This is a genomic window from Stutzerimonas stutzeri (assembly GCF_024448935.1).
GTDB lineage: Bacteria > Pseudomonadota > Gammaproteobacteria > Pseudomonadales > Pseudomonadaceae > Stutzerimonas > Stutzerimonas stutzeri_AO.
Window position 1 is genome coordinate 20,737 of the sequence record NZ_JAMOIE010000008.1, and the last position, 13,540, is coordinate 34,276.

The 13,540-nt window shown below is 59.0% G+C and carries 20 protein-coding genes; 5 read left to right on the forward strand and 15 right to left on the reverse strand.

Features of this window, described 5'->3' with window-relative positions:
• Window positions 1–2 precede the first annotated feature (2 nt).
• From NA637_RS03735 to NA637_RS03750, 4 genes are read left to right on the forward strand one after another with little or no spacing between them, the layout of a single operon-like run.
• Window positions 3–422 carry a hypothetical protein gene (locus tag NA637_RS03735; protein WP_033690665.1) on the forward strand — a complete coding sequence of 140 codons (420 nt, stop codon included), beginning with the start codon at window positions 3–5 and terminating at the stop codon, window positions 420–422.
• Complete coding sequence (locus NA637_RS03740) at window positions 419–667, forward strand: AbrB/MazE/SpoVT family DNA-binding domain-containing protein (RefSeq protein ID WP_009684309.1); 249 nt, start codon at window positions 419–421, stop codon at window positions 665–667. The genes NA637_RS03735 and NA637_RS03740 overlap by 4 nt, the downstream gene beginning before the upstream one ends.
• Window positions 664–1,017 (forward strand): type II toxin-antitoxin system PemK/MazF family toxin, encoded by a 354-nt coding sequence (locus NA637_RS03745; protein ID WP_023118080.1) that lies wholly within the window; start codon window positions 664–666, stop codon window positions 1,015–1,017. Before NA637_RS03740 ends, NA637_RS03745 begins: the two co-directional genes overlap by 4 nt.
• Window positions 1,014–1,736 carry a hypothetical protein gene (locus NA637_RS03750; RefSeq protein ID WP_009684311.1) on the forward strand — a complete coding sequence of 241 codons (723 nt, stop codon included), beginning with the start codon at window positions 1,014–1,016 and terminating at the stop codon, window positions 1,734–1,736. The genes NA637_RS03745 and NA637_RS03750 overlap by 4 nt, the downstream gene beginning before the upstream one ends.
• Window positions 1,737–1,786: 50 nt before the next feature.
• Here the strand turns inward: NA637_RS03750 and NA637_RS03755 are convergent, their stop codons facing one another.
• From NA637_RS03755 to NA637_RS03810, 13 genes are all read right to left on the reverse strand, one after another.
• Entirely contained in the window at window positions 1,787–2,239 is a 453-nt protein-coding gene (locus NA637_RS03755; RefSeq protein ID WP_009684312.1) for a hypothetical protein, read from the reverse strand.
• A gap of 236 nt (window positions 2,240–2,475) precedes the next feature.
• Window positions 2,476–2,925, reverse strand: coding sequence for a hypothetical protein (locus NA637_RS03760; protein WP_015026481.1), 450 nt, complete (start codon window positions 2,923–2,925; stop codon window positions 2,476–2,478).
• A 26-nt stretch (window positions 2,926–2,951) separates the two neighbouring features.
• Window positions 2,952–4,298, reverse strand: a complete 1,347-nt coding sequence (gene dnaB / locus NA637_RS03765; RefSeq protein ID WP_009684314.1) for a replicative DNA helicase — start codon at window positions 4,296–4,298, stop codon at window positions 2,952–2,954.
• A 186-nt stretch (window positions 4,299–4,484) separates the two neighbouring features.
• The gene (locus NA637_RS03770) at window positions 4,485–4,901 is read right to left on the reverse strand and encodes a hypothetical protein (protein ID WP_033690668.1); all 417 of its coding nucleotides are present in this window, start codon (window positions 4,899–4,901) and stop codon (window positions 4,485–4,487) included.
• 77 nt (window positions 4,902–4,978) lie between these two features.
• A complete protein-coding gene (locus NA637_RS25625; RefSeq protein ID WP_015026484.1) occupies window positions 4,979–5,149 on the reverse strand; it encodes a ribosome modulation factor in 171 nt (56 codons plus the stop codon).
• Window positions 5,139–5,456 carry a hypothetical protein gene (locus NA637_RS03775; RefSeq protein ID WP_110389097.1) on the reverse strand — a complete coding sequence of 106 codons (318 nt, stop codon included), beginning with the start codon at window positions 5,454–5,456 and terminating at the stop codon, window positions 5,139–5,141. The genes NA637_RS25625 and NA637_RS03775 overlap by 11 nt, the downstream gene beginning before the upstream one ends.
• Window positions 5,457–5,548: 92 nt before the next feature.
• Window positions 5,549–6,343, reverse strand: coding sequence for a hypothetical protein (locus tag NA637_RS03780; protein WP_256071065.1), 795 nt, complete (start codon window positions 6,341–6,343; stop codon window positions 5,549–5,551).
• On the reverse strand, window positions 6,276–8,255 hold the full coding sequence (locus tag NA637_RS03785) for a DEAD/DEAH box helicase (RefSeq protein WP_023118083.1): 1,980 nt from the start codon (window positions 8,253–8,255) through the stop codon (window positions 6,276–6,278). Before NA637_RS03785 ends, NA637_RS03780 begins: the two co-directional genes overlap by 68 nt.
• 78 nt (window positions 8,256–8,333) lie before the next feature.
• Entirely contained in the window at window positions 8,334–8,684 is a 351-nt protein-coding gene (locus NA637_RS03790) for a hypothetical protein (RefSeq protein ID WP_009684320.1), read from the reverse strand.
• Between the two features lie 433 nt (window positions 8,685–9,117).
• Window positions 9,118–9,582, reverse strand: a complete 465-nt coding sequence (locus NA637_RS03795) for a hypothetical protein (protein ID WP_031642858.1) — start codon at window positions 9,580–9,582, stop codon at window positions 9,118–9,120.
• Window positions 9,583–9,770: 188 nt separating this feature from the next.
• Complete coding sequence (locus NA637_RS03800) at window positions 9,771–10,097, reverse strand: hypothetical protein (RefSeq protein ID WP_009684322.1); 327 nt, start codon at window positions 10,095–10,097, stop codon at window positions 9,771–9,773.
• 12 nt (window positions 10,098–10,109) lie between these two features.
• Entirely contained in the window at window positions 10,110–10,310 is a 201-nt protein-coding gene (locus NA637_RS03805; RefSeq protein WP_023118085.1) for a hypothetical protein, read from the reverse strand.
• A 234-nt stretch (window positions 10,311–10,544) separates the two neighbouring features.
• Entirely contained in the window at window positions 10,545–11,951 is a 1,407-nt protein-coding gene (locus NA637_RS03810; RefSeq protein WP_009684324.1) for a hypothetical protein, read from the reverse strand.
• 22 nt (window positions 11,952–11,973) lie between these two features.
• Here NA637_RS03810 and NA637_RS03815 point away from each other — a divergent pair, with 22 nt between their 5' ends.
• The gene (locus NA637_RS03815; RefSeq protein WP_023118086.1) at window positions 11,974–12,183 is read left to right on the forward strand and encodes a hypothetical protein; all 210 of its coding nucleotides are present in this window, start codon (window positions 11,974–11,976) and stop codon (window positions 12,181–12,183) included.
• A 74-nt stretch (window positions 12,184–12,257) separates the two neighbouring features.
• Here NA637_RS03815 and NA637_RS03820 read toward each other — a convergent pair whose 3' ends face one another.
• Window positions 12,258–12,971 (reverse strand): EAL domain-containing protein, encoded by a 714-nt coding sequence (locus NA637_RS03820; RefSeq protein ID WP_009684325.1) that lies wholly within the window; start codon window positions 12,969–12,971, stop codon window positions 12,258–12,260.
• Between the two features lie 27 nt (window positions 12,972–12,998).
• Window positions 12,999–13,514: a hypothetical protein gene (locus NA637_RS03825; RefSeq protein WP_009684326.1), complete on the reverse strand. Its 516-nt coding sequence runs from the start codon at window positions 13,512–13,514 to the stop codon at window positions 12,999–13,001.
• Between the last annotated feature and the right edge of the window lie 26 nt (window positions 13,515–13,540).

Here is a 13,540-nt window from a genome sequence, read left to right on the forward strand (position 1 = left end):
ATATGCCGGATATCACTCCGAACACTGCCGTAAACCACCCTCAAGCACTCAGCCTACGAGCAGCTGCAGATCGAGTCTGCAGTTTGATCAGCGCCTCGCCGATAGAGCGTGGAGACCAGCTCGAAGCATTCGTCTCCGAGCTCACACCGGAACATGCGCAGATCTCCTTCAACTTCCAGGGGGGAGTGGTTCAAGGCCATCTCAACCTGACCCTACGATCAATCCCACCGAGGATCTGGGTGCAATTCCCAGTACCTGGCCACGAGCCGACAGCAATATCTGGTGACGGGGTGGATGCACAGGCGTCGACGCTTGCGGAGCTCGTCCGCAAGCAAATGGCAAAACGCCCACCTGTCTCCGAGCGATTCAAAGCGCTCCAGGCGCAGCGCAACCGCCTTTCGCAAGAGGCTACAGAACGTTGAAAACGACTATCCGTGCGATTGGGAATTCTCAGGGCATCACGATACCCAAGCCGTTGCTGGCCGAACTCGGCGTAAGCCTTGGCGACCCTGTAGACGTCTCCTTCAAAGATCAGACCCTGGTGGTGTCCAAGGTCGCTACCGAATACGACCTCAGCACGCTAGTCGCCCAGTGTGACCTGGAGGCCCCGGAGCCGCCGGACATCCACTGTTGGAGAACATCCGCGCCGGTAGGAAACGAAGCATGAGCAAGCGCCCGCAGCATCAATTCGACCGCGGTGACATCGTCTCCCTGGACATGGGTAGCGCTTCAACGCAGGTGGCCTGTAAAGCGCTCGTGCTTTCCCCAGCAGCGTACAACGCCCTGGGGCTCGCCCTAGCCGTTCCTATCACCGAGCACGACAGCAGCCGCTACGCCGGCTTTGCCGTCGCGATCGTCCTTCCGGGGCGCACGCCGGCGAGCGGGGCAGCCTTGGTCAACCTGGTGCGGCCGGTGGATCTTGCTGCAAGAGGTGCGAAGCTGCTCGGGAAGGCACCCCAGACAACCATAGATGAAGCCCTGCAGCGCCTGCAGGCGGTTGTTGGGAAAGACCAATGAGCAGCGAACCCACGCTTCGGCAACGCACTGGTGTTGTCATCATGGCAGTTCACCCAGCGCTTGGCCCGCTCTACTGGGAGTTCGTATCCGAGGCCAGCGTGGGTGGTCCTGATTACCACTCGATCACCACCCGCATCGACAGAGCTCTGCTTCTCGCCCCTGACTGGCGTACATCCTCCACTTTCAGGCTGCACAGCAACCATATGGAACGTGTTCTGCGCGATCAGGTGACCGTCGTAGACGACTTCGACCCCGACGGCGGCCCCTGGTCCCAGATCGATTTCGAGGGCGAGCTCAGTGCCCTGCACTCGCAATCAGGTCAAAGTGATAAAGAATTTCTGGATTGGATACGGTCTGCCGAATGGGGTGATGCCCCCGGTCCAATCGTAATCGAGAGGCTGGTTGATCATGGCTACTTCTATGAGTGGGAACGATCAAGTATGAGTGACGCACTTTCGCATCGAGGTCCGGTCGACCTGACAGTGGTGTACGGCGATGGCGGCCAGGCGAATCGCCCGGCCGCCGACGTCGTGATCAGCCGCGTCGCCGCCGGCGAAACAGTCGCAGTGCTGCTTGATACCGCCTTGGGATTCGCGATGCTCAGCCGCGGGGATGTGAAGCGGGCTCGTCTCGTTCTGCCAGACGGCGCGGTTATCGCCGGCAACGTCGGCGAAGTGTCAGCGGACTATTTCGAGCTGATTGAAGATTGGCACCAGTAGCACCTGGTGCCCGTGGGCTGGCAACCACCAACCAGGGTGGATAGGTCCACTCACTTCAAGGTCTGAAAGAACACTCGATCGGCAAAATCCATTTCCTTGTGCACTTCCCAGGCCTTGGTCACCAGTTTCACGTCTGAGTGTTTCTTGATAAACCACTGCTTCTGCCCTTCGGCGAGGCTCTCCCACCAATCCACGGCCTCGTCGTAGTTCGGGTGCATGGAATCGGCGATCTGCTCTGCAGCGGTCGGCTCCCCGGGCTCACGCGCCTGGTCCATCAGATCGAACAGACGCTCCATCGTCATGGGCACTTTCGGGAGGTTGGATTCCAACTTGTAGCTATAGTGGCTCTGCGCAGTGCGGGAGCCACTACCCTCACTGGAGAGCCCGAGGTTATCGAGGATGCCCTGCAGGACTTCTCCAATAAGCGGTTGATCTTCTTTTGCGAAATCCAGCTCAATGGTCAGCTTCGCCTTGATGCGATCCGGGATTTTTTCATCGCTCATTTTTTGTTTCCTGCTCGATCCTGCGAAGTAAAAAAAGTGGTCGGAGCCGCGAAAACCGCTCCGAGAGCGGAAGGATATTACTGTCACTTGCGAGGCCGGCAAAGAACCCTCGCCACCAGTACGTCCAGCGCTCTGTAGGTGTTGGCTCTGGATCTCCGTAATGGGCATGAGCTTCTTCCGCAGAGGCCACGCTGTAAGCCGCATAGTCGAATGCTGCCGCGAGCCGCGGCCACCTGCTACCCATGGCTCCCTCGTGGCACAATCCGAATCCAGCTCTTGCGGGCCTGGTATTCAGAGAAGGGATGGCAATGCACGCCAGGCGGCGCCGAACTGAAGCTCGGCAGATCGAAATCCGGATCATGGAGGACAACACCGAAACTCGTGTGTCGCTCAGCCACGACCCAATGCCAGTTCCGGCTGGCAGTGCCCTGGCCGTTGTTTACAGCCACGATGCCAAGGCCTTCCACTGCATCCCAGGTGCTCCAGCGCTTCAGCTCAGACTCGATCCCGAGGAGCGCCAGAGCGTACTGCATCTCTGAGAAATTGGTGGCGAGGGGCCGCTTCTTGCGAGCACCTATGCCATTGTCGACGAACAGCTGTCGCACGACACCGTATGGTTTGCCGGAAACCATCGCTGCACAGGCCACCCCGCACCCCAGGCGATCCCGCTGCATCACTTTCTGCACGCGGCAACTCTGTTCCCAGCAGCTCATCAATCGAAGTTCCGAAATTGCTCGGCCGAGAGCGGCACAAAACGAGTTTCCTTGCCAATAAACGCGGTCCGCACGGTACCGGTTTCACCGTTCCGGTGCTTGCCGAGGATCAACTCGGCAACCCCCTTGTACTCAGTGTCCGGGTTGTAGACCTCGTCTCGATAGACGAACATGATGATGTCCGCGTCCTGCTCGATCGCGCCGGACTCCCGCAAGTCTGCGTTCACAGGGCGCTTGTTGGGCCGCTGCTCACACTGGCGGGACAACTGCGATAGCGCGATGACGGGGCAATTGAACTCTTTGGCCAACCCCTTCAATGCCCGGGAGATCTCCGCGACCTCCTGAGTGCGGTTCCCCTCGTAGCCTGGGCAGCGCATCAGCTGCAGGTAATCAACCATGATTGCCGCCGGCGGACCGTACTTACGGGCACCACGCCGAGCCTTCGCTCGTAGCGATGTCGGCGTAAGGTTCGCGGAATCGTCGATCGCCAAACGGTCCTGCATACCCTGAAAGACACCAACGGCTGCCGTCAGCTTCGGCCAGTCTTCATCCTGAAGCTTGCCCCGCAGCAGCGCCTTCAGGTCGATACGCCCCAGCTGGGCGAGGAATCGGAACTGCAACGCCCTTGCCGGCATTTCCATGCTGTAGATCTGGATCGACTTCCCGGGAGAAGCGTCAAGGATCGGCTTGGCCCAGTTCATCACCAGGGACGTCTTGCCCATCGAGGGACGCGCCGCGACGATGATCAGATCTGCAGGCTGCAGGCCGCCAGTCATTGCATCCAGATCGGGCAGGCCAGTAGGAACACCCGTCACCTCCGTTTCGGAGTTGAAGTTGCTATCGATCTCGTCGATGACGGCGCTCAGGACTTCGCCCATGTCGGCAAAGTCCTGGTCGCGTTCATCCTGGCTGAGACCGAACAGGGCGCGCTCCGCTTCTTCATGAACCAAGGCTACGTCGGCCCCAGGCTCGTAGGCCTGCCGGCTCATCTCGAAGCCGATGGAGATCAAGCGGCGCAGATGGGCTCGCTCAGAAACGATCTTGGCGTAGTGAACGATGTTCGCGACCGAGGGAGTATTTTTGGCGAGCTCGGCCACGTAGGCCAGGCCTCCCCAGCCAGACCGCCCTTCCAACACCTCACACACCGTCACGATGTCGAACGGTTCGCTACGGTCCGCCAACTCCAAAATCGCTTCGAAGATCTGGCGATGATCGTTCCGGTAAAAATCCTCCGGGTGGACTTTATCCGCGACCAGATCCCAGGCCTTGTTATCCAGCAGCAGACCACCAAGGACGCCTTGTTCGGCCTCAATCGAGTGCGGAGGCACATTGAGCTGTCTTTCCATTGTTCAGGAACTCCTCATTAGCTCGAAAGAATACGCCATCCGACATACAGGATCACGCCAACAACAACGCAGATCAGGACCTGCCACCTCGCTCGGTCTTCGCCGGCATGCCGCCCGCGAATGAACGCTCGGCGCTCAACCGTTTCCGCAAGGTCAAGCTCCAGATCTCGAAGCACTCGCTCACAATCAGGCATTCGGGTCCTCCGGCAGAAAATCCGCGACAAGTGGAAGCAGGATCCTCACCGAGCTCCGCATGTGGAACTTGGTCGGAGACCGTGCAATGCGATCCATCAGCAGATACCAAACGGCGAAGAGGCTACCTCCCTCCATCGGCCGCAGCTCGATGTCGGTTTTGGTCGACTGGAACTCGACTTGAGCTCGGTTGAATAGCACCGTCTGCCGGCAAGCCGCCGCGAGTTCCCTGATCGGGCCTTGGAGCTCAGCAAGCCGTTGACTGATCGCTTCCGGGCTATCGTACCCATCGAGAGCGTCCATCAGCTCAATGAACTGGTCGTCGATCGATTTGCGTCCGATCTCGGCGTCCCATTCGGCCACCCGCTCGGAGCAACAACTGCAGACGCCCTCGCCACGGCTGTAATCCACCCGCAGCCAGTAACAGGGCCCATCCTCTGAAACGCAGGCGCACATATCAGTGCACCCGCAACCGATACACTCAGCAATCATGGGCACCCCCTCAGCTCATCTTCACAGGCACGGTTAAAGCCGGCCTGCCACTCTTCCGCCAACTTTGTTCCAGCCGGATACGGGTTATCGTCCAGATTCTTTCCGTCACGAAACGCCTGGTTGCCCAGCTGCCAGGCAGCGCCTGCAGCGGGCTGCTCAGTAGTCATTCAACGTGCCCTCGGCCTGGGTCTGCTCGATCAACCGCACGAGCTCGGTTTCACCCTGAACGCGAACAACCTCCGCGAGATGTCGCTCAGCAGCGGAGATCAAGCGGCGCTTCGCTTTCATGTGCAGCAGGCCGCACTGCCGACCTGTCTTGAACTCGGAAATGACGTAGGCGACGTGCTCCAGAGGCGCAACAGGGGGATGAATGGCGAAACGGAACGACCGCCCTGCTATCGGGTAGTCGAATGCGCGAACCACGCGAACTTCACTGAAGATGAGCCCGCGCCCGTTCGAGCGGGGTACAAGCATGGTCGCTTGAACTGACTTTCCGACCACGACAGCCTCCGAAGGCTTAACCAAGTAATAACAATGTTATTACTTGGTTATCACCTGGTCAACCCTCACATCCGAAGAGCGGGGCGCCCGACCTGGCGCTGCAGCGCGTCCTCGCGGAAGTCCTCGTCAGGGGAAACCCGGTCTCCACCGCCTCGCGGCCAATACCCGACGGCGCGAATATCAAGCGTCCGGCCAGCCAGCTCGAAATTGCGGTCGCTGACAGAGTGGAACCACTCGGCCAGCTCGCGAATATCGACGCGCTCGATCGAACGCAACGTTTCCGCCGCGGCGTCCTTGACGATGCCTTGAATGCTCACTTCCAGGACGTCACCACTATTCGCCGAGCAAACCATCGAGAACCCTTCGCCCGAGACAGTGAAGCGATCATGCCCCCAGTAGGGCGACGGATTAGCTCGGTTGACGACCTGCGCGGCCGCGAGCTGGACATACTCGTTCAAGAGCCCGTCGTACTCGCTCCTATGAGCCCGGAAAACCGAGAGCCCGTCGACCGACGTGCAGATCCGGCTGTAGAGCTCGTGAATGCGGTTGTATACATTGAGCAACCTGGTCGCCGGTGCCTTGCCGTCGACAGAGGGTTGCGCCTGTTGGGCACGGGCCGTGCCCCCAGCTGACACCTGGTTGAGTGAGTCGCAGCGCCGAAAGGCCGCCTCGATACTCCGGTAGCTCACTTCCAGCTTCTTGTTGAGCAGCGTGTCGTAGGGAACAAAGCCCAGCTTGGCATCTGCTTTCACCATGAAGCGCATCAACGATAACGACATGACTCCCCTCCACTCACGCTGCGTTAAAAAGCTTGGCGGCCATCTGCTCTTCGACGAGGCCGGGATCCTGAACAGAGTCATCGAGCAGATCCTGCTCAATGCTTTCCTTGTGCTGCAGCAGTAGTACGACCTGCTCGTCGATCGTCCCGGAGATCACGGGCATCAAGACGGTGACGGCTCTTTTTTGGCCGTTTCGGTAGGCGCGATCTTCGGCCTGTCGCTTCGCCGCAGCAGTCCACGGTAGCGACGCGAAGAACACGTAGTTGGCAGCGACCAGGTTCAGGCCTACACCGGCTGCTTTGGTCGTGCCGATGAACACCTTGACCGCCGGATCCGACATGAAGGTGTCGATCGCTTTTTGCTTTCTTGTTCCAGAATTAGATCCGGTGAAGGTCACCGTCTGGATCCCGGCCTTGGCGAACTCGTCGGCCAGGTAGGCCACAGACTCGGTGTACTCGCAGAAGATGATCGACTTGTCGTCGTCACCCAATGATGTGATCGTATCGATCAGCCACGAAGCCTTTAGACGCTCCAGTAGCTGACGGATCTTTCCGATTTTGACGATGGCGGTCTGCGTGTTGTCGGAGACCGCTGCTAGGTACTGATCACGCTCGCCAGTCGCTAGATCTACATACTTAAATTCGTGACGTTTGCCCTTCAACGAAGCCAGTACATCTTTACGCCGGCGCAACATCCATTCGGAAACGCGCTCGCTCAATGCCTTCCTGAGCTCTGGAGAGCCGGCAAAGTCCGACAGAAAATCGCTAAGCGGAATGGCTCCGATTGGGTGACCGGAGAGCCGCAGCAGGGTATGCAGCTCGCTCTCCCGGTTCAGCACCGGAGTCGCAGTCAGAAGGAACCGGCGCTCGATATGCTTCGAGAGCAGGAAGGCATTTCGGGTACGGGTGGAGTCGGGCTCCTTGAGATAGTGAGCCTCATCGCACAGCATCACTCGGAAGCGCACATCGCCGTCGCTCATGGCCTGAACGACGGCGCCCAACCTCTCGTAGTTCACGATCAGCCAGTCAGCCTGCGACCAGGCCTCGCCATCGCCGCAAATCACAACCTTCGCGTCGGGCTGGATTATATGGATCTCCCGCTCCCAGTTGATCCGCAGGCTGGCTGGGCAGACCACCAGCACTGCACCCGGCCCCGTGACCAAGCTCGCAGCGACGACAGCCTGGCGGCTCTTCCCGAGCCCCATATCATCGGCCAGCAGACAGCTTGAGTACCTTAGGAGATGACGAACGCCCACTTCCTGGTAGGCATACTCACCATGCAGCCCATATGCCTGGACAGCCTTCGCCAAATCCGCCTCGTTGATCCAAAGCTCCTTCATCGGTTTTGCGATCACGCTCAACATCGCGTTCTCGCCTTCCGCATCCCCAGCGCCGACTCGCTCAGGGACCATACCGCCCACCTGAACACCTGGTCGGTCTCCCTCACCCATCGAAGCATGCTGCTCCAGAACGATTTCGGTATCGCTGAGGAAGATGTGTTCTCGACGGATTCCAGCCTGCGTCTCCAGCACCTCAAGCAATCGCGGCAGGGCAACCTTCACCCGCCAGGCATTTCGATTACGCAGGAAGGTGCCCTGCAGGCCCTGCAACGTGCTAACTAGGAGAGGATCAAACCGCGATAGGCAAACGAAGTCTCCGCCCTCAACAGGGAAGATCTGGACATCCAGGAAGGGCGCGAACAGGTCCGGATCGGGAGACGCCAGGGCGATGCGAAGCTTTTGCGCAAACTGCCCGACATCGTAGAGGATTCCGGATGGCAGGTTTTCGGCCAAACTCGCCGCGAATGCGCCATTGATTTTCGAGCGGTCGAAGGCCCACATACGGCCCTGGCCAAACCAGGTACCACCATGCTTCTCACGGAAAAAGGCGCTAATCCAAGGAGCGAAAGCCGTGGACAAGCCCACCCGGAACCCGTCAGAACGGACCCCCTGAATGAACTCTTTCGGTGACTTCTTGTAGTCGGACAGCTTCATGCGCTAAAGCTTTCTCAGCAAATTAGCGCTTACTATAGCCTAATGAAAGTCAAAAGATCGAGAGCAACCCATCTGCTCTCAGAGAGACCACCAAGCCAGCAATTTCGCCAGGTCGACCTCGCCAAGCCGAGCCCTTCCCCACTCCAATGCCGTGCGGAAGTCAGCCTGCCCGGATGTAGCAGGCTCGACGCGCACCGAGTCAGCGCCGGCCAGTGGGGCACTCAGCATGCCAGCCACCAGCAAGGCTTCATCTACTGAGGAAATCACATCCGCGTGCTCAGCACCCCTGAGACGATAACGAACTGAGCAGGAGCCAACCCAACCCTGGAACTCAGCCGCGACCACACCAGGTAGGCGCATATCGGCGACCAAGCGCCTATGGCGAATGAATTTCGCCACCGGTGAACTATCCGCAGCCAACTTGATCACGACCGGCTCCTATCAACAACAGTCCTGCACATGCCAATTCGCGCAGCGACAGCCCTCTTCCGGCCCCACCGATACCCCCATACCCAGACAGCAAAGACAACCAGCAATCCCCACAACCCAAGCCCGAGGCCAATCGGGACAGCCACACCGAAACAGCTAGACACTACCACCGGCAACAGAAACAGGACTGCAAAGGCAATAGACGCCCAGACCGCCCCTGCAGCACCCGCTCCTTTCGAAACCTCTTCCGGAAGGGCGCCATAAACGATTCGACCGTGACACCCCCGGCACACATGATCGCCGGGGGAAAATTCCGCTCCACAGCCACCACAGGTATATGTCTCTGCCACCACCAACACCCCTTCGCTCGCAACTTACGGTGGACTATCCGTGGCGTGATCTAGGTTTCAAAATCACGCCACGGATAGATGCCTCAGCGCTCAGCCTGGCGCTTGATGAAACGAAGAGCGTCAGCATTACCTGCCTCTGCTGCCTGCTGCATCAATGACTCGAATTCGCCTTCGTCGCCGTCACGGAGGCGCAGCGCCGCGAGGGTGAAGAGCGCCGTTCCGTTCCCTTGGCTCGCCAAAGCTTCGAGAGAGGTCCTGTTCTCTTTCGGGAAGTTCTGCGCAAGCCAGATGATCGCTTCCGGCTTGCCCTGCTCAGCGAATTTTCGCATCACCGGCTCCAACTTAGCGCGATCAGCCTCTCGATCCATGGACTGCAGCCACGACGAGACAGGGCCACGTTCGCCGAGGACCGCCATGCCCCCGCAAAATAAAATGGCGATGGCCAAGAGGGTGAGACCTACCCGCTTGCGCGCACTGGGTTTGACCAGCAAGACGACGTCCCGCTTATGCGGCCAATCGGCATCGCTCAAAATGCTTGTATTCGACATCTAGCGTCCCTAGTAAGGTGAATGGATATGGGGCGCCCTACCCGAAAGGTGAACGGATATGGGGAGACCGCGCCAGACGTGCGTTCTACGCGGCTCACAGAAGCGCCCAGGCACTTCAAAGGTGAAAGTTTATGGGGAGCGCCTTTTCACGGTGAAAATCCCCCCACTTCAACATCATCATTTAGCCGCTACATAGCGCATCTGCTCCCATGCAAGGCGGATTCGACAGCCTCCTCGACGCTTTCGCCATCCAGCACAAATCGCCAGACATCATCGAGCCGCCCATTCGCTTCCAGATCTCGCCATACGTCGCCATCGATCACATGACCGATACCGGTACGCCCTTCGATCGTCGGCACAACTCCAACCTTCTCCGTCGGCGAGTCGGAGGGACTTTCCGGCTGCCACTCTGGCGCTGTGGACACCAACTCGCCTTGCTCGTTAATCGAAACCTTGAACGTGCCGGCATTCCCATCGCGACAAAGGACCATTGCGCTGATGTAGTTCTGGTTCATCGCCCCTCCCACTCAATCGGTCGTAACCACGATCTTGACTGCCTTCGTCGGCATCCCCCACCTGGCGGCCAGCTGGATCGCCTCTCGACGCGATACCGGCCCATGGCAGTCACCCCAGCCGCGACCATGGGCGGCATACCAGCCATCCGGGTTTCTGCATACGCCGGCCTTGCCCCGCGCTGCACGCTGTTTAAGTACCCGTAAACGATTCATCCGACCTCCTTACCAACTTGTTCGGCCACAACCACCCTCTACGCCATCGACCGCCCCTTCAGTGCTCGAAAATGACTTTGTGGCCCAGAGAGGGCCCTACGAGCGTCAAAGGACGTTCGACCTCTACATGCCCTGTCTGGCGTCCAAATTGGCCTTTGGGTTTTCGATCACAACACTCAACATCAACATTCAGCGCGCCCAAAATAATCTGATGGCCACCCTACCCTTTGCGACCTAGATCGGCGAGGGCCTCAACGAGTCCGCCTCGTGCTGTCGAACTATTTCCTGAGTAAGCCCGCTGGATTGAGCATTCAGCATGTCCAGATACCCTTCCGCCCCCAGACCTTGATCGCCTGGCAACTGAAAGACGGGCTGACGTCCGTGAGCCGTGATTTCGTCGACCAAAGCCATTCTGGCAACTTGCTGAGCAGTGGCGTGCTCCCCAACGAGATCGAGCAGCGCCTTGTACATCTCGGAAGACCGCAGCTTCTCTTCAGCGAGAATGTGCGGATGACGCAGATCGTTCTGCAGGAGTACATCGACCAGGCGTGAAGCCCGACCATCGACATCCAGGGCAGGTCGGCTCTCACCAGAAAGGACCAGTGCCGGCAACAACTTCATAGCCTCGTCAGCCCATGTCGCCGGCCGGCGCTGAATCCGCTCGTAGAGCTCAGCCTTCTCGGCAACTTCGCTCACAAAGGCATGCCGCAGCTGCCTGTTAGAAAGGGGATCCAACGTCTCGAAAATTTGCTCAACGGCGTCATACAGTTCGGCGACGTGCATGCCGCGATAGCTACTTGCGTCCAGCCGCTGAAGGACAATCCCGAGCATGTGCTCCGTCGCATGCTCGGGATCCGCCAACGAAGCCCCGCGGAAGGCCCCCAGCGACGCCGCTGCGTTGACGAAGGAGCCATCCTTGCTCGCATGCGCGAGCGCTACAGCGAGGTCGGCCTTGAGCTCGCGAAGCGCAGTGCCATATAACTTTCCGGCTACCCCAAACTCAGCAATGGCACGACGCCGCAGGTCATCACCACTCACATCGCGGCAATGCTGCAGCTCGTGGACCGTCGCAAAAAACAATTTTTCCTCTGCCGACTGAAGGACCCGAGGCCCACCATTGATCGCGTCATCCACATATTTGAGACCGGAATCGCTGATAGCCATATCGGCGCCGACGCCTTCAAGACCGCCAACAAAGCAAAGAGTCTCTCGCTCACTCCAGAGGTACTTCTTCTCCGACAATTTGATGGCGAACTGGCGGTCCCCACCTCGCTCTGCTGCCAACCAGAAACGGCTCTGCGGATCCAGAAGGTCTGGGGAACCTCGCATCAGAAAAGCGGGGGCCTGGCTGACGAACTGCATGAAATCAGCCGATGATGTCGACACGATTCGGATAGAAGTAGAGCCCGGAGCCGCCAGATTCTGAAGCTCCTGGGAAATGGAGTCCTGCCCCAGATGAGCCAGGCCCGAGAGACCCGCCTGGCGGCCATCTGCAGCGCTCACCGGCGCTGCCAAACACAATGACGCCAGGACGCCGGCAGCAATCGTTCTGAGCAGTGTCTTCGCCCCAGGCGTAGAACCCTCTTTCGAGTGCACAACAGTCGTCCCGGACATCAGAAAATCGGTAACTCCGCTACCCATGCAGTCCTCCGGACAACGGAACATGCCGGACCTCGGTCACTCCGGGCCGCGGCTGGAAAAGCACGTGAAGACCCGCCGCCTCGATAATCTCAAGGCATTGACTCTCCACGGCCGGCAGGACGATATCACCGGCCTCGCTCTTGATCCGGACATCACGTCGAACGTCGAGAGGCCTCGACACCACCTGCACAACGGCATCGTGGAACGGCCAATCGGACGCAAGCCAGAGTAAGGCGCAAGACTGCACGCCATCGAGCTCACCTCGGTGCAAGAGGTATTCGTCGAGCACAACCGGCAGAGCGGATGTCATAGCCCGATCCTCGCAACACCGAGAGCGAGCTGCCGGCTTTCCTGCAGATCGGGCAGCTCTTCCAGGATGGGGCCTACATGAAACCCCTGGACGAGCCCCACGCGCAGCTCCCTCAGCCGGGCGAGCTTTTCTTCGGAGTCGACATGCTCGGCGATCAACTCACCGCCGAACGAGCGCGCAAGATCCCGGATAGGCAGGATCTCTCCGCTGCTGCAGAGCCTTGCAACCAAGTCGCCACTCAGCTTCAGGTATTCCGGTTGGATTTCGCGCACGAGCGGCGCGGTAAAGTAACCATCGCCGAAGTCGTCGATGGCCACCTTCGCGTTCAATAGGCGAACCGCCGCGACGAACTGCTGGATCCTCGGCATGTCGTTGATCTGCGCAGTTTCGGTGATCTCGAAAACGACCTGGTGTGCCAGATCCATATTCTTGAACACCAGCGAAAGCAGCTCGTTACAGGATTCTTCTATCGTCAACACGGACACGTTAACAGCGACGCGCACATATGGCCGATCGCGCAGTAAACGGAAAACATGCCGCAGCACTTCGAAGTCGATGAGGTCGATGAAACCGAATTCCTCGCCCAGCTGCAGTAGTTTTACATGCCCGGAACGGACCCCCCTCGTTCTGGCAAGGGCTTCGTAATGCGAGACAGCACCTGTCCGAGCGTCCACGATCGGCTGGAACACCGGGCTTACTACTTTCCGCATTCGTCCCCCCTCGCCTATTGGCAGTTCTTACAGCTCTTTGGATGCCCAATTGATCGGTGCATCAGTGATCGCCTCGATCGAGTTCAGGTGAACCCACAAAGCACGCTTCGCATAGACACGCGCCTCGCCGGCGATCCGCTTCAGCTCGGCCGAGTTCAGAGGAGCGATACCCTGGTGAATGGCGTTACGGAGAGCGACCACTAGTTCCAGGTGGCTGTAACTATCCGCAGCTCCGCCGAAGGCTTGATGCACGGCGCGAAATAGATCCGCGTTATCACGAGTGATCGAATCCAGGTCTCCCAGATCAACAGGGCGGGAGCTGTCCTGGATCGGCACATAACCGGTTCCGTCGACGTTGAGGTAGGCGACGGAAAACTCTTTGCCATGCGCGGTCACCGACTGAGCCTGGACCACTTTGCGGCCGAGGCCGTTCGCCTCGAACGCGATATCGTCCAGCTCAACATAGTGGCCGGCGGGGAACTGAACGGCCGACTGGATGACGACCTGCGGATAGGTGAATTGGGTATTCAGAGCAACAGTCATGGCGATACCTCTATCTGAATTGGCAA